Annotated in this window: 16 protein-coding genes; 7 read left to right on the top strand and 9 right to left on the bottom strand. The window is 67.6% G+C overall.

Going from position 1 to position 14,368, the window contains the following annotated elements:
- Positions 1 to 64 precede the first annotated feature (64 nt).
- The 9 genes from ABNQ38_RS02900 to ABNQ38_RS02860 form a co-directional block, all read right to left on the bottom strand.
- The gene (locus tag ABNQ38_RS02900) at positions 65 to 889 is read right to left on the bottom strand and encodes an ABC transporter ATP-binding protein (RefSeq protein WP_109490913.1); all 825 of its coding nucleotides are present in this window, start codon (positions 887 to 889) and stop codon (positions 65 to 67) included.
- A gap of 64 nt (positions 890 to 953) precedes the next feature.
- On the bottom strand, positions 954 to 1,970 hold the full coding sequence (locus tag ABNQ38_RS02895) for an ABC transporter substrate-binding protein (protein WP_109049672.1): 1,017 nt from the start codon (positions 1,968 to 1,970) through the stop codon (positions 954 to 956).
- 97 nt (positions 1,971 to 2,067) lie between these two features.
- Positions 2,068 to 2,877 (bottom strand): ABC transporter permease, encoded by an 810-nt coding sequence (locus tag ABNQ38_RS02890; RefSeq protein ID WP_377805601.1) that lies wholly within the window; start codon positions 2,875 to 2,877, stop codon positions 2,068 to 2,070.
- A gap of 233 nt (positions 2,878 to 3,110) precedes the next feature.
- Positions 3,111 to 3,911 (bottom strand): ABC transporter permease, encoded by an 801-nt coding sequence (locus ABNQ38_RS02885; protein WP_377805600.1) that lies wholly within the window; start codon positions 3,909 to 3,911, stop codon positions 3,111 to 3,113.
- Complete coding sequence (locus ABNQ38_RS02880; RefSeq protein ID WP_377805599.1) at positions 3,908 to 4,846, bottom strand: ABC transporter permease; 939 nt, start codon at positions 4,844 to 4,846, stop codon at positions 3,908 to 3,910. Before ABNQ38_RS02880 ends, ABNQ38_RS02885 begins: the two co-directional genes overlap by 4 nt.
- A complete protein-coding gene (locus ABNQ38_RS02875) occupies positions 4,843 to 5,895 on the bottom strand; it encodes an ABC transporter ATP-binding protein (protein ID WP_377805598.1) in 1,053 nt (350 codons plus the stop codon). The genes ABNQ38_RS02880 and ABNQ38_RS02875 overlap by 4 nt, the downstream gene beginning before the upstream one ends.
- Before the next feature lie 155 nt (positions 5,896 to 6,050).
- The gene (locus ABNQ38_RS02870) at positions 6,051 to 7,100 is read right to left on the bottom strand and encodes an ABC transporter substrate-binding protein (RefSeq protein ID WP_377805597.1); all 1,050 of its coding nucleotides are present in this window, start codon (positions 7,098 to 7,100) and stop codon (positions 6,051 to 6,053) included.
- 285 nt (positions 7,101 to 7,385) lie between these two features.
- On the bottom strand, positions 7,386 to 8,339 hold the full coding sequence (locus tag ABNQ38_RS02865; protein WP_377805596.1) for a LysR substrate-binding domain-containing protein: 954 nt from the start codon (positions 8,337 to 8,339) through the stop codon (positions 7,386 to 7,388).
- A gap of 200 nt (positions 8,340 to 8,539) precedes the next feature.
- Entirely contained in the window at positions 8,540 to 8,746 is a 207-nt protein-coding gene (locus ABNQ38_RS02860) for a hypothetical protein (protein ID WP_377805595.1), read from the bottom strand.
- A gap of 48 nt (positions 8,747 to 8,794) precedes the next feature.
- On the opposite strand from ABNQ38_RS02860, the gene ABNQ38_RS02855 reads away from it, so the two are divergent.
- The 7 genes from ABNQ38_RS02855 to ABNQ38_RS02825 are packed head-to-tail and all read left to right on the top strand — an operon-like array spanning position 8,795 to position 14,354.
- Positions 8,795 to 9,928: an NAD(P)/FAD-dependent oxidoreductase gene (locus tag ABNQ38_RS02855; protein ID WP_377805594.1), complete on the top strand. Its 1,134-nt coding sequence runs from the start codon at positions 8,795 to 8,797 to the stop codon at positions 9,926 to 9,928.
- Positions 9,909 to 10,211: a (2Fe-2S)-binding protein gene (locus ABNQ38_RS02850; protein WP_377805593.1), complete on the top strand. Its 303-nt coding sequence runs from the start codon at positions 9,909 to 9,911 to the stop codon at positions 10,209 to 10,211. Before ABNQ38_RS02855 ends, ABNQ38_RS02850 begins: the two co-directional genes overlap by 20 nt.
- Entirely contained in the window at positions 10,208 to 11,671 is a 1,464-nt protein-coding gene (locus tag ABNQ38_RS02845; RefSeq protein WP_377805592.1) for an FAD-dependent oxidoreductase, read from the top strand. Before ABNQ38_RS02850 ends, ABNQ38_RS02845 begins: the two co-directional genes overlap by 4 nt.
- 13 nt (positions 11,672 to 11,684) lie before the next feature.
- Entirely contained in the window at positions 11,685 to 12,812 is a 1,128-nt protein-coding gene (locus tag ABNQ38_RS02840) for an NAD(P)/FAD-dependent oxidoreductase (RefSeq protein ID WP_377805591.1), read from the top strand.
- 18 nt (positions 12,813 to 12,830) lie between these two features.
- Entirely contained in the window at positions 12,831 to 13,178 is a 348-nt protein-coding gene (locus tag ABNQ38_RS02835; protein ID WP_108547164.1) for a RidA family protein, read from the top strand.
- A 33-nt stretch (positions 13,179 to 13,211) separates the two neighbouring features.
- A complete protein-coding gene (locus ABNQ38_RS02830) occupies positions 13,212 to 13,976 on the top strand; it encodes a transporter substrate-binding domain-containing protein (RefSeq protein ID WP_377805589.1) in 765 nt (254 codons plus the stop codon).
- A 30-nt stretch (positions 13,977 to 14,006) separates the two neighbouring features.
- Positions 14,007 to 14,354, top strand: coding sequence for a RidA family protein (locus ABNQ38_RS02825; RefSeq protein ID WP_377805588.1), 348 nt, complete (start codon positions 14,007 to 14,009; stop codon positions 14,352 to 14,354).
- Positions 14,355 to 14,368: the final 14 nt, after the last annotated feature.

Here is a 14,368-nt window from a genome sequence, read left to right as displayed (position 1 = left end):
TCTGGATCCCCGCCTTCGCGGGGATGACGCAAAGTTTCTGCGGTGCCGGATCAGTGGCCGGCGCTTAGTCGAGATGTCCCTGCGCCGCGAAATGCTTGCGGATCGTCTGGGTCAGCTGGATGAAGACCGGATCGCCCATCACGTCCAGCGTCCGCGGGCGCGGCAGCGGGACCTCGTAGGTGGCGGCGATGGTGCCGGGCCGCTCCGACATCACCATCACCCGGTCGGCCAGGAACACCGCTTCCGGGATGGAGTGGGTGATCAGGATCACCGTCTTACCGGTCTCGTGCTGGATGCGTTGCAGCTCGACATTCATCCGCTCCCGCGTCATGGCGTCGAGCGCGCCGAACGGCTCGTCCATCAGCAGGATCTTCGGGTCGTGCACCAGCGCCCGGCACAGGGCGGCGCGCTGCTGCATGCCGCCCGACAGCTGCCAGGGATACTTGTTCTCGAACCCCTTCAGCCCGGTCATCTCGACCAGCTTGTGGGCGCGTTCCAGATAGCGCTCCCGCGGCAGGCGGCGGATTTCCACCGGCAGCATGATGTTGCGCAGCACCGACCGCCAGGCCAGCAGGGTCGGGCTCTGGAAGACGATGCCGGTGTCGTCGTGCGGCTCGGTGACCGTGTCGCCTTCGATTTTGATGGTCCCGCTGCTGACCGGCAGCAGGCCGGCCAGCATCTTCAGCAGGGTGGACTTGCCGCAGCCGGACGGACCGACCACCACCAGGAACTCGCCCGGCCGCACGTCGAAGGTGATCGGGCGGAGCGACGGCACCTCGCCGTCGCGGGTGCGGTAGGTCTTGGTCACGCCGTCGATGCGGATCAGCGGCTCGCCGGACAGGCGCTGCGTCGCCGCGTCGCCGACCAGTTTCAACTGAGGCTGTGCCATGCTCTCCTCGTCGCTCCCTGCGGTGGGCTGGGCGGTGGGTCGGTCGGTCACGTCTGGCTCGCGCTTACTTGGCGGCGGCGTTCACGGCGGCGGCGGCCGGGTCGGGCGGCAGGAACTCGCGGGTGTAGAAGCGCTTGGGGTTCTCCTTGGCCGCCGCGTCCAGCCCGCCATACTCGACCAGCAGATCGACCGTCTCCTTCATGTTGGCGTCGGTGACCTGGAAGGGCCTCAGCTTCTCCGTCTCCTTGGTGCGGTAGAGCGGGATGGTCAGCTCGAAGCCTTCCTGCAGGGTGTCGGGCTTGCCGCCCTTCGGGTTGGCCTTCAGGATCGCCGCCGCGGCGTCCTTCGGCGCCTTCTCAGCCTCTTCCACCGCCTTGGTGGTGGCGGCCATGAAGCGGCGCACGAGGTCCGGGTTGCTTTTCATCACGTCGGTGTTGGCGATGATGCCGGAGGAGACCATGTTGACGCCGTAATCGGCGAAGCGGATCGGCGTCACCGACTTGCCGGTCGCGTCCTTGATCTTCATGCTCTGGTCCATGACGTAGCCCAGCAGCAGGTCGGCCTGTCCGTTGATGACGGCGTTCAGCTTGGTCTGGGCGTCGCCCGACACCACTTCGAAGTCACGCTCCTTCAGGCCGGTCTTCTTCAGGAACAGCGGCCAGATCTGGGACATGCTGTCGCCCGGCGTCATGGCGACGATGCGGTTCTTGATGTCCTCGGGCTTGCGGATGTTCTTCTCGGTGAAGCCCATCGCCGACATCGGGCTGGTCTGCAACAGCACGCCCGGCGAGGTCACCGGCGCGCCCTTCATGGCGGCCTTGATCATGGTCGGCACGTCGACATAGCCGAAGGTGACGCCCTTGCTGGCAACCAGCTGCGTCGTCACCGCCGAGCCGCGGCCTTCCTGGATTTCCAGGTCGATGCCCTCGGCCTCGTACAGCCCCTTGTCCTTGCCGTAATAGAAGGGCGCGTGCTCGCCATAGACGTACCAGTTCAGCATCAGCGTCACCTTGTCGGCGGCCTGCGCCGGCAAGGTGGAGGCGGCAAAGGCGCAGAGCGCGGCGACGATGGTTTTCTTCATCACGACCGGTGACCTCCCATGGGTGGTGGATCGCCCCGTCGGCCTGCGTTGTGCGGCGTCGGGGTTCTTGTCGATGAATGGATGTTTTGAAGTGCCGTCAGGCGCCGAGGCCGGCCTTATGGCGCTGGCTGGCATGCCAGGGAATGGTGTAGCGCTCGACCACGTCGATGACCCAGAACAGCACGACGCCCATCAGCGCCAGCACGGTCAGCGCCGCGAACATCAGCGGCAGCTCGAAGTTGCCGATGGAGCGTTGCAGGACGAAGCCGATGCCGGAGTTGGAGCCGACGAATTCGCCAACCACCGCCCCGACCACCGCCAGCGTGATCGAGACCTTCAGCCCGGCGAAGATCGCCGGCAGCGCATGCGGCAGGCTGACCATCTGGAAGGTCTGGAGGCGCGACGCCTTCATCGAGCGGGCGAGGTCCATCATCTCCCCGTCGACCGACTTGAAGCCCTGCACCGCCGACACCACGACCGGGAAGAAGCCCAGCAGGAAGGCGGCGATCACCTTCGGCATCAGGCCGAAGCCGAACCACACCACGAACAGCGGCGCGATGGCGACCTTGGGGATCGACTGCGAGAAGACCAGCAGCGGGTAGACATAGGCTTCGACCACGCGCGACCCGGCGATCAGCATCGCGATGGGAATGCCGAACAGCACCGATAGCGCGAAGCCGCCGAGGGTGGCCGTGAAGGTGGGGACGGATTCGGCCAGCAGGCGCGGCCATTCGTCGATCATCGCCAGCACGACATCGCCGGGCTTCGGCACGAGATAGGCGGGAACGCCGAACACCCGGACCGACAGATCCCACAGAACCAGCAGGATGACCATCAGCAGGATGGGGCGGACCCAGTCGGAATTGAGCAGGCGCAACGCTGCGCCCGAGCGAGAGCGGGGTTCCATGCGTCTCCTCCGGCCGGCGGGCTCGGGGCGACCTGTGTGGCGGTCGCTATGTTTTAACCGGCTGGTTAAAAGTACGTCCGCATGCCCCCTGCGGTCAACACCGAAAATGGTGTGAACGAATCATTTGCATCCTGAACCATCGGCGTAACAGTTCCGCCGCCGCGCAAAAAAATGCCCCGCACCGGGGAGGTGCGGGGCAGTTCAGGGAGAAAACCAGAAGACGCTTTGCCGTGTCAGTCGCGGCCCTTGCCGACCAGCAGCCGCTCCAATCCATAGACGCGGTCGAGCACCAGCATGGCGGCGACGGTCAGGAAGATCAGCACCGCCGACACCGCCGCGACCAGCGGGTCGATGTTGTCCTGGATGTAGAGGAACAGGCGGACGGGCAGGGTGGTGGTCTCCGGCGAGGCGATGAAGACGGTCATCGTCACCTCGTCGAAGCTGTTGATGAAGGCCAGCACCCAGCCGCTCGCCACGCCCGGCAGGATCAGCGGCAGCGTCACCCGGCGGAAGCAGGTCCAGGAGGAGGCGCCCAGCGACGACGCCGCATTTTCCACTGCCCGGTCCATGCCGGTGGACGCCGCCAGGATCAGCCGCAGCGCGAAGGGCAGGATGATGATGACATGGCTCAGCACCAGCCCGGCGAAGGTGCCGCCCAGCCCGATCATGGTGAAGAAGCGCAGGAAGGCGATGCCGAGCACGATGTGCGGCACCATCAGCGGCGACAGGAACAGCGCCTGGATCGCCTCGCGCCCGAAGAACTGGTGGCGCGCGATGGCCAGCGCCGCCGGCACCGCCACCAGGATCGCCAGGGTGGAGGACACCGCCCCCAGCAGCAGGCTGTCCTTGAAGGCGCGGATGAATTCCGGATTGTCGCCGATGGCGCGGAACCAGCGCAGCGACAGCCCTTCGGTCGGCAGCGACAGATAGCCCTGCGAGGTGAAGGCGACGGCGCAGACGATCAGGATCGGCGCCAGAAGGAATCCTAAGAACAGGACGTGGAAGATCAGCGCGATCGGGCCGTTGCGGTTCATTCGAACACCTGTTTGTAGCGACGTTCGACCAGCCGGTTGCAGCCGACGATGATGACGACGTTGGCGATCAGCAGCAGCACCGCCACCGTGGCGCCCAGCGGCCAGTTCAGCGTATTCAGGAACTCGTCATAGGCCAGCGTCGCCGCCACCTTCAGCCGCCGCCCGCCGATGATCGCCGGGGTGGCGAAGGCGCTGGCCGCCAGCGCGAAGACGATGATCGAGCCCGACAGGATGCCCGGCACGATCTGCGGCAGCACCACCCGGCGCATCACCGTCAGCGGCCCGGCGCCCAGCGACAGCGCCGCATTCTCCACCTGCGGGTCGAGCCGCTGGAGCGAGGCCCACACCGACAGCACCATGAAGGGCACCAGCACATGGGTCAGCGCGATGATGACGCCGGTCTCGGTGTACATGAACTCGATGGGCGTCGCGATCAGCCCCAGCCCCATCAGCCCCTGGTTGACCAGCCCGGTCGAGCCGAACAGCAGCGCCCAGCCCAGCGTCCGCGACACCACCGAGATCAGCAGCGGCCCCAGCACGATCAGCAGGCAAAGCCCGCGCCACGGCGACTTCATCCGGCGCAGGATGTAGGCTTCCGGCGCGCCGAACAGCGCGCAGAGAATCGTCACCACCGCGGCGATGCGGAAGGTGCGCAGGAAGACCTCGTGGAAATAGCTGTCGGCGATGATGTCGGCATAGTTGCCGATCTGCCAGACATTCTCGATGCCGCCATAGAAGCTGAAGCTGTTCAGCGACAGCAGGAAGGTCATCGCCAGCGGCACCAGCAGCAGCACCGCGAACAGGGCCAGCCCCGGCGCGCTCAGCAGATAGGGCGCCCAGGGCCAGCGGCGCGGCCGGCGCGGCGGCGGTGCGTGGGTGGAGGGATTTGCGGCAGTCGCCTGCACTTGGCTGTCGGTGGAGGCCGCCATGCTCATGCCGCCTCCCGATCAGCAGGCATCACCGCCATGTCGTCCGGCCGCCAGCCGACCATCACCCGCTCGCGTTCCGCCGGCAGGGGAGAGCCGTCATGCTGGCGGATCACCATCAGCCGGCCGGCGGCGGTCTCGATCTCGAACAGCCATTGCGTGCCCTGGAAGACGCGGGCCAGCACGGTGCCGCTGAGGCCGCCGGCATCGACGAAGCCGATCTTCTCCGGCCGGACGGCCAGCGCCCCCGGACCCGCCGCCATCGGCTGCGACACCGGCCAGACGCTGTCGGCCACGGTGATGACGGTCCCGCCCGACCCGCCGCCGACCATGCCCGGCAGCAGGTTGGTGCGGCCGAGGAAGTTGGCGACGAAGGCGTTGGCCGGGCGGTCGTAGGCCTCCTGCGGCGTGGCGATCTGCTGGATGCGGCCCTTGTTCAACACCACCACGCGGTCGGACAGCGCCATCGCCTCCGACTGGTCGTGGGTGACGAGGATCATGGTGGTGCCGACGGTGCGCTGGATGCGGCGCAGCTCGATCTGCATCTCCTCGCGCATCTTGGCGTCCAGGTTCGACAGCGGCTCGTCCAGCAGCAGCAGGCTCGGCTTGATCACCAGCGCGCGCGCCAGGGCGACGCGCTGCTGCTGGCCGCCCGACATCCGGCGCGGGTGGCGGTCGCCATACTGCTCCAGCCCGACCAGCTTCAGCGCGTCGGCGACCATGCGGTCGCGGTCGGCGCGATTGATCCTGCGCATCTCCAGCCCGAAGGCGACGTTCTCCGCGGCGGTCATGTGCGGGAACAGGGCATAGCTCTGGAAGACGATGCCGAGCCCGCGCTCGTTCGGCTTCTTCGCCAGCAAATCCTGGCCGTCCAGCATCACCCGTCCGCCGTCGGCGTCGAGGAAGCCGGCGATCATCTGCAAGGTGGTGGTCTTGCCGCAGCCCGACGGCCCCAGCAGCGAAATCAGCTCGCCCTTCTCAACGGTCAGCGAGACGTTGTCGACCGCCGTCCAGTTTCCGAAGCGCTTGGTCAGTTGGTCGAGAACCAGATAAGCCATGCCGTCGTCTCCCTTTCCCCTTAGTCCCCCTCTCCCCCCGGGGAGAGGGTCGGGGTGAGGGGGATACACCGCATGGATTCTCGAGAATCCTTACCTTGCGACCCCCTCACCCTAACCCTCTCCCCAGGGGGGAGAGGGGATGCACCCTCACATCCTCAGCGCTCGATCTCGCGGGTCCAGCGCTTGTTCCAGATCTCGCGGTTCTTGTTGATGGTGTCCCAATCCACCACCAGCAGCTTGCCGACCTGTTCCGGACCGTAGGGGATGCCGGCCTGCTTCTCGGCGGGCAGCTCCACCGTCTTGTTCACCGGGCCGAAGCCGGCGCTGACGGCGAGAGCGGTCTGCGCCTCGACGCCCAGCATGTGCTGGATGAACTTCTGCGCTTCGGGCGCATTCTTGCTGCCGGTGACCTGACAGGCGGCGGAACCCAGCACGATGCCGCCTTCCTTGGGATAGACGAAGGTGGCGGGGAAGCCGGTGTCGGCCAGCGCCTTGGCGCGGCCCGAGCCCCAGACGGCGATGACGGCCTGGTTGCTCTGGAACAGCTCGGTCATCTTGCCCGGCGACGGCTCGTAGGCCAGCACGTTCGGGTTGATCTTGTCCTTGAACTCCTTGAAGCCCGGCTCAATGTTGGACTCGCCGCCGCCGTTCAGCCGCGCCATCATCACCAGCGCGTGCAGGCCGTAGCTGTTGTTGATCGGCGGGATCGCCAGCTTCTTCTTGAAGCGCGGATCCTCGATGTCCTTCCACGAGGTCGGAGCCGGGATCTTGTTCTCGTCGAAATAGGCCTTGTTGTAGAGGATGCCGGTGCCGACCGCGCCGAAGTTGATCGCCTTGCCCGACGGCATCTTCGCCAGATCGTAGAGCTGGTCGTAGACCGGCGCCTTCTCCAGGTCGGCGCAGAAGTTCAGCGCCACCGCCTGATACATCGGGCCGTCGTCGAGGATGACGACGTCGATCTGCTGGTTGCCCCGCTGGGCCTGCAGCTTGGCGAGGTTGTCGGTCGAATTGCCGGCGACATACTCGATCTTCACCCCGTTCGCCTTTTCGAAGGCCGGGATGATGTCCTTGCGCATGGTCTGCTCGAACGACCCGCCATAGGCGGCGACATAGAGCGTCTTTTCCTGGGCCTGGGCCGTCTGCACCGCGGCCATGCCGCACCACAAGGCCGCCGTCGCCATCAACCCGCACATCACCGAGCGCATCGTCATTCTCCTCTAGAGCCTTGATCCCTGTTGGCAGGGTCCCTGTTCATCGGGTTCCCAGTTCCACGGAAGCCTGTTCCTGGCCTGGGGGTTCATCTGGGGCTGATCTTCGGACTGCATCGTCTGCTGAAGGTCCGGATCGCCGCTTTTACCGTCCGTAACCTTGCCGGCCGCCCTCTTGCGGGCTGTTTTTCGTGCAGGGTCGCAGCCAGGACATGGATCAAGGGTGATGGTGCAGTCACATAACCGTCAAATCGAATTCCCGCCATCAATCATCCGGTAATGTTATAATTCCGTGCCGCGAACGAGTTGACCGGCGATTCCAGCGCCGCCAATCCCGAAAAAATTGTCGCGGAAGCGGGTCGCCTCCTCCAGGAAGCCGGCCAGGAAGTCCTCGGCGATCATCGACAGCGGCACCTGGGCGGAGCGCAGGATGGCGATGTCGAAGCCGATGCGCGGTTCGAACGGGCGGACGACCAGCCCATGCGGGACATAGTCCTGGGCGGTGAAGGGATCGACGATCGACATGCCGTGCCCGGCCGCCACCATGGCGCAGGCGTTCATCGTCAGCTGGGTTTCCACCCGCATCACCCGCGACACGTCATGATCGGCGAAGATGGTGTCGATGCGATAGCGCAGCAGCGTCGGCGGTGTGGTGGAGATGAAGCTTTCCCCCTCGAAATCCTTCGGCACCAGCACGTCCTTGGCCGCCAGCGGATGGCCGGGCGGCAGGATGGCGACAGCGGGAAGCCCATGGATCTTCTCGGTCAGCACCGCCGCATGCTCGATGGGTGTGTGGGCGAATCCCAGCTCGCACTGGCCGGTCGCCACCCAGTCCAGGATGATCGGCGACGTGCTGCCGCGCAACGCGATGTCCACCCGCGGCCGTTCGGCGAGGAAGCGCGCGACGTAGCGCGGCAGGAATCCCACCCCCAGCGCCGGCATCGCCGCCACCCGCAGGGTGCCGCTGCGCCGCGCGGTCAGGTCGCGTGCCGTCTGCTCGATCAGTTCCAGTCCGACGAAGGCGCGGTCGACCACCTGATAGAGCGAGATCGCTTCGCTGGTCGGCGCGATGCGGGGGCCGCGCCGCTCGAACAGGGTCAGCTTCAGCGCATATTGCAGATCGCCGATCAGGCGGCTGACCGCCGGCTGCGAGATGTTCAGCAACTCCGCCGCCGCGGTAATGCCGCCGGTCAGCATCACCGCGCGAAAGGCTTCGATCTGGCGCGGATTGATCATGGGACCCGCCCCTTTGCCCAAAGCAGGCACAATCCCCTCTCCCCCCCGGGGAGAGGGTTAGGGTGAGGGGGACGCACAGGGTGGCTATTCCAAGAATCCTCGCTGCGCGCCCTCCTCACCGAATCATAACATTCAGTCATGAAACACCCCTTCGATCTGATTTGACAGTTATAGGTTGGCTGCCGATGCTGTCGCAAGGATCACGGGAGCGGTCGGGTGTCGCCGGGCAAAATCCCGCGGCGCTCCACCAAAGAAAACCCTGCAGTTTGCAATACATCCATGTGTAACGCCGGCAGATCCGGCGCGATCTCAAAGATATACGGTGCATCGATAAATATTCGACACTGTATACGGGTGTCGAATTCGGCGATGCGCGCCATACGATAAATGCTGCGGCCGGTGCGCACGGAGCGTGCGATTCCGTCAGCGGGACTGAAAAGGCGGGAGTGGAGACGATGACGCAGCCCAGTCGGGGCGGAGAATACGACGTCGCCGTCATCGGCGGCGGGCTGGTCGGATCGGCGCTGGCCTGGGGCCTCGCCCGTGCCGGCCAGACGGTCGCCATGCTGGACGAGGGCGACATCGCCGTGCGCCCGTCGCGCGGCAACTTCGCCCTGGTCTGGGTGCAGGGCAAGGGCCTTGGCATGCCGGAATATGCCGGCTGGACCAAGAAGTCCTCCGACGACTGGAGCGGCTTCGCCGACCTGCTGCGCGAGCAGACCGGGCTGGACGTCGCCTACCGCCGCCCTGGCGGCTTCATGCCGATGCTGTCGGAAGAGGATTTGCAGGCCCGCGCCAACACCATGATGCGGCTGCACAACCAGCCGGACATGATCCGTTACCCCTACGAGGTGATGGACCGCGAGACGCTGCGCAAGGAACTGCCCTTCATCGGGCCGGACGTGGTCGGCGGCACCTATTGCCCGCTGGACGGCCATTGCAACTCGCTGCGGCTGCTGCGCACCCTGCACAAGGGCATCGGCATGCTGGGCGTCGATTACCGGCCCAACCACCGGGTCGAGCGCATCGAGCATCGCGACGGCGGCTTCCGCATGGTGACTGCCGGCGGCGAAGTCCGCGCCGGCAAGATCGTGCTGGCCGCCGGCCATGACAGCGCGCGGCTGGCGCCGATGGTCGGGCTGTCGGCCCCCGTCCGCCCGCAGCGCGGCCATGTCATCGTCACCGAGAAGACCGCGCCCTTCCTGCACCACCCCACCGTCTATGTCCGCCAGACCGACGAGGGCGGGGTGATGATCGGCGACAGCTTCGAGGAGGCCGGTTTCGACACCACGCTCCAGCCCGGCGTGTCGTCGGCCATCGCCCAGCGCGCCATCCGCTTCTTCCCGTTGCTGGGCAAGCTGAACGTGGTACGCAGTTGGGCGGCCTTGCGCGTGCTGACGCCGGACGGCTTCCCGATCTATGAGGAATCGAAGACGGCGCCCGGCGCCTTCGTCGCCACCTGCCACAGCGGCGTCACCCTTGCCGCCAACCATGCGCTGACGCTGGCGCCGCTGATCGCGGCCGGCGGCCTCGGCGACAGCTTCACGCCCTTCAGCGCCCGGAGGTTCCATGTTCCGCAGGCTGCCTGAGATCGAAACCGCTGCCCAGGCGGTCTCCTTCACCATCGATGGCCGTCCGGCCAGCGCGCGGGCCGGCGACAGCGTCACCGCCGCCCTGCTGGCGAACGGCGTCACCGCCTGCCGCACCACAGCCGTGAGCGGCGCGGCGCGCGGTCCCTACTGCATGATGGGCGTCTGCTACGACTGCCTCGTCACCATCGACGGCACCGGCAACCGCCAGGGCTGTCAGGTGCGCGTGGCCCCCGGCATGGCGGTGGAAACCCAGAACGGCAAGCGCGAGGTCGAGCGATGAGTGCCCCCAACTCCAAGTTCGATTTCGACATCGCCGTCGTCGGCTCCGGCCCCGCCGGCCTAGCCGCCGCAGCGCTGGCCGCCTCCAAGGGCGCATCGGTCGTCCTGCTCGACGAGCAGACGGAACCGGGCGGCCAGATCTACCGCGCCGTCACCGAAACGCCGGTGCGCGACCGCAAGGTGCTCGGCCCCGACTACTGGCATGGCGCCGAGCTGCTGGGTCCGCTGCGCGACAGCGGTGCCGTCCACTGGCCGGGCACCATTGTGTGGAGCGTCGCCCGCCCGCGCGAAGACGCTGCCGACGGACACCGCCCGATCCAGATCGGCCTGTCGCGCAACGGTTCGGCGGCGATGCTGACCGTGCGCCACGTCATCCTGGCGACCGGCGCGCTGGAGCGGCCCTTCCCGATCCCCGGCTGGACCCTGCCGGGCGTGCTGGGCGCCGGTGCGGCGCAGGTGCTGCTGAAGACCTCCGGCCTCGTGCCGTCGGGCGCCACGGTGATGGCGGGCAGCGGTCCGCTGCTGTGGCTGCTCGCCTGGCAGTATCTCCAGGCCGGCGCGCGGATCGACGCCATCCTCGACACCACGCCGAAGGAGAACTGGCGCGCCGCCCTGCCGCTGCTGCCCGGCTTCCTGCGCTCGCCCTATCTCGGCAAAGGCATGAAGCTGATGCTGGAGGTGCGGCGCAAGCTGACCGTCATCGGCAACGTCACGGCCCTCCGCGCCGAGGGCGGCATCGGGGATGACAGCGCTCTCAAGAGCGTCGTCTACACCCGCAACGGCACCGAGCACCGGCTGCCCGCCGACACGCTCCTGCTGCATCACGGCGTGATCCCCAACCTCAACCTCGCCAACGCCACCGGCTGCGCCCAGCGCTGGGACGAGCAGCAGCGCTGCTGGCGTCCGACCACCGACGAGTGGGGCGCCACCTCGGTCGAGGGCGTGTCGCTGGCCGGCGACGGCGCCGGCATCGGCGGCGCCCGCGCGGCGGAGGAGGCGGGACGGCTGACGGCGCTCGACGCCCTGCACCGGCTGGGCCGCATCGGGCGCGAGCAGCGCGACCGGGCTGCCGCTCCGTTCCGCGCCGCGCTCGACCGCGCGCTGACCGGCCGCGCCTTCCTCGACACGCTCTACACCCCGGCGGAAGCTTTCCGCGTGCCGGCCGACGACACCATCGTCTGCCGCTGCGAGGAGATCACCGCCGGTGCGGTGCGCGAGGCGGTGCGGCTCGGCTGTTCCGGTCCCAATCAGGCCAAGAGCTTCCTGCGCTGCGGCATGGGTCCGTGCCAGGGCCGGCTCTGCGGCCCGACGGTGACCGAGGTCATCGCGGCGGAGCGCGGCGTCTCCCCGGCGGAGGTCGGCTATTACCGGCTGCGCCCGCCGGTGAAGCCGATCACGCTGGCCGAGCTGGCCGCCCTGCCGAAGACCGACGCCGACATCGACGCCGTGTTCAAGCACTGACCGGAGGCGCCCGATGACCGCGACCGTCTCCACCCGACCTGACGTCATCGTCATCGGCGGCGGCCTGCACGGCTGCTCCGCGGCGCTGCACCTGTCGATGCGCGGCGTCCGCGTCCTGGTTCTGGAGAAGGACCATGTCGCCCGCCACGCCTCCGGCGTCAATGCGGGCGGCGTGCGCCAGCTCGGCCGCCATGTCGCGGAGGTGCCGCTGTCCGTCGCCTCGATGGCGCTGTGGCATCGCATCCAGGATCTGGTGGACGACGATTGCGGCTTCGAAAGCCACGGCCAGATCAAGGTGGCGGAGAGCGAGGCGGAGTTGGCGACCTCGCACGCCCGCGTCGCCGAGCTGACCGCGCTGGGCTTCACCCACGAGGAGGTGATCGGCCGGGACGAACTGCGCTCGCTGGTGCCGGCCATCGCCGATCATTGCGTCGGCGCGCTGGTGTCGCGCGGCGACGGCGCGGCGATCCCCTTCCGCACCACCTTCGCCTTCCGCCGCAAGGCCATCGCGCTCGGCGCCCGCTTCCAGGAAGGCGGAACGGTCACCCGGCTGGCCCGCAAGAACGGCCTGTGGACCGTCGAGACCGCCGACGGCGAGACGTTCGAGGCACCGGTGGTGGTGAACGCCGCCGGCGCCTGGGCCGACCGCATCGCCGCCCAGGTGGGGGAGCCGGTGCCGCTGGAGGTCATCGCGCCGATGCTGATGATCACCGCCCGCGTCGCCCCCTTCATCAAGCCGGTGGTCGGCGCCACCGGCCGCACCCTGTCCTTCAAGCAGTTCCCCAACGGCACCGTGCTGATCGGCGGCGGTCTGCTCGGCCGGGCGGTGCGCGACGAGAACCGGACGGAGCTGGACTTCTCGCAGGTGTCGGTCAATGCCCGCACGGTGTGGGACCTGTTCCCGTGCATGCGCGGCGCCACCATCGTCCGCTCCTGGGCGGGGATCGAGGCGCGGATGCCGGACCAGATCCCGGTGATCGGCCCCAGCGGCACCGAGCCGGATCTCTACCATTCCTTCGGTTTCTCCGCGCACGGCTTCCAGCTTGGCCCTATTGTCGGGCGCATCACCGCCGACCTGATCACCGGCGGGTCCACCGACCTTCCCATCGCCCCTTTCAGCATCGGCCGCTTCGCCGCCTGACCTTTGGAGCATCATCCCGTGACGATCCAGCGCTTCCACCTGACCCCGCGGCTCTGCGACATGGTCATCCACAAGGACACCGTCTATCTCGCCGGCCAGATCGTCGATGACGGTTCCACCACGGTCGAGGCGCAGACCCGCGACGTGCTGCGCCAGATCGACGCCCTGCTGGCCGAGGCCGGCACGTCGAAGAGCAACCTCCTGACCGCCACGGTCTATCTCGCCGACATCGCCACCTTCCCCGAGATGAACGCCGCCTGGGACGCCTGGGTCGACAAGGCCAACCCGCCCGCGCGCGCGACGGTCGAGGCCCGCTTGGCCGACCCGTCGATCCTGGTCGAGATCGTCGTCGTCGCGGGACTCTGACCCCTTCCACCCCTGCCACTTCCGGAGCCTGCCATGAAGCGCCTCGTCACGGGCGTTGCCGCCCTCGTCTTGCTTGCGTCCGGCGGCGTCGCCGCTGCGCAGGAGATCCGCATCGCCACCGAAGGCGCCTATCCGCCCTTCAACTTCACCCAGCCCGACGGCAAGGTCGCCGGGCTGGAAGTCGATCTCGCCAACGCCCTGTGCGAACGGATGAAGCGTCCCTGCACCGTCGTGGCGCAGGAATGGGACGGCATCATTCCGGGCCTGCTGGCGAAGAAGTACGACGCCATCATGGCGACGATGAACATCACGCCGGAACGGGCGAAGGCCATCGGCTTCTCCACCCCCTACATGGTGGTGCCGGCCTATTTCGTGGCGCCGGCCAACTCGACCATCGACGGCTCGCCGGCCAGCCTGCGCGGCAAGACCATCGGCGCCCAGGTCTCCACCACCCATTCCCGCTATGTCGAGAAGCATCTCGGCAGCGACGCGACGCTGAAGACCTACGACACCGCCTCCAACCTGCTGGCCGACCTGAAGGCCGGGCGGCTCGACGCCGCCATCACCACCGGCGCCACCGCGTCGGACTGGGTGAAGGGCGACGGCGGCAAGTCGGTCAAGCTGGTCGGCCAGCCGGTGATCGACGCCGAGGTGTTCGGCCCCGGCATCGGCGTCGGGCTGCGCAAGGAGGACACGAGCCTGAAGCAGTCCTTCGACGAGGCGATCCGCGCGGTCGTTCAGGACGGCACGCTGGCGCGCATCGCCACCCGCTACGTCGATTTCTCCATCACCCCCTGAGTTCTTTTCAAAGCCAAGGAGCAGTTCCCCGTGATCAAGCGCATCGAGAAGACCAAGATCATGCACCGCGTCGTCGTCAACAACGGCACGGCCTATCTCGGCGGCATCATCGCCGACGACGTCAGCGTCGGCATGGGCGGCCAGGTCACGCAGATCTGCGGCAAGCTCGACCAGGTGCTGGCGCTGGCCGGCAGCGACAAGACCAAGCTGCTGTCCGCCCAGCTGTTCATCACGAACATGGGCCTGAAGAACGAGATGAACGACGCGTGGCTGTCCTGGCTGGACGGCAACGACCTGCCGGCCCGCGCCACCATCGGCGTCGCCGACCTCGGCGCTCCGGAAATCCTGATCGAAGTGGTCGTCACCGCCGCGGTCTGATCGGCGACGGCAGA

It is taken from the genome of Azospirillum sp. A29 (genome assembly GCF_042604625.1).
Lineage (GTDB): Bacteria > Pseudomonadota > Alphaproteobacteria > Azospirillales > Azospirillaceae > Azospirillum > Azospirillum palustre.
This window is presented reverse-complemented; position numbering and strand designations above follow the sequence as displayed.

Coding starts and splice junctions, on each gene's coding strand:
- ABNQ38_RS02895 (WP_109049672.1), bottom strand. CDS start 1,970: ATGAAGAAAACCATCGTCGCCGCGCTCTGCGCCTTTGCCGCCTCCACC.
- ABNQ38_RS02855 (WP_377805594.1), top strand. CDS start 8,795: ATGACGCAGCCCAGTCGGGGCGGAGAATACGACGTCGCCGTCATCGGC.
- ABNQ38_RS02880 (WP_377805599.1), bottom strand. CDS start 4,846: ATGAGCATGGCGGCCTCCACCGACAGCCAAGTGCAGGCGACTGCCGCA.
- ABNQ38_RS02830 (WP_377805589.1), top strand. CDS start 13,212: ATGAAGCGCCTCGTCACGGGCGTTGCCGCCCTCGTCTTGCTTGCGTCC.
- ABNQ38_RS02900 (WP_109490913.1), bottom strand. CDS start 889: ATGGCACAGCCTCAGTTGAAACTGGTCGGCGACGCGGCGACGCAGCGC.
- ABNQ38_RS02865 (WP_377805596.1), bottom strand. CDS start 8,339: ATGATCAATCCGCGCCAGATCGAAGCCTTTCGCGCGGTGATGCTGACC.
- ABNQ38_RS02840 (WP_377805591.1), top strand. CDS start 11,685: ATGACCGCGACCGTCTCCACCCGACCTGACGTCATCGTCATCGGCGGC.
- ABNQ38_RS02890 (WP_377805601.1), bottom strand. CDS start 2,877: ATGGAACCCCGCTCTCGCTCGGGCGCAGCGTTGCGCCTGCTCAATTCC.
- ABNQ38_RS02885 (WP_377805600.1), bottom strand. CDS start 3,911: ATGAACCGCAACGGCCCGATCGCGCTGATCTTCCACGTCCTGTTCTTA.
- ABNQ38_RS02870 (WP_377805597.1), bottom strand. CDS start 7,100: ATGCGCTCGGTGATGTGCGGGTTGATGGCGACGGCGGCCTTGTGGTGC.
- ABNQ38_RS02845 (WP_377805592.1), top strand. CDS start 10,208: ATGAGTGCCCCCAACTCCAAGTTCGATTTCGACATCGCCGTCGTCGGC.
- ABNQ38_RS02850 (WP_377805593.1), top strand. CDS start 9,909: ATGTTCCGCAGGCTGCCTGAGATCGAAACCGCTGCCCAGGCGGTCTCC.
- ABNQ38_RS02875 (WP_377805598.1), bottom strand. CDS start 5,895: ATGGCTTATCTGGTTCTCGACCAACTGACCAAGCGCTTCGGAAACTGG.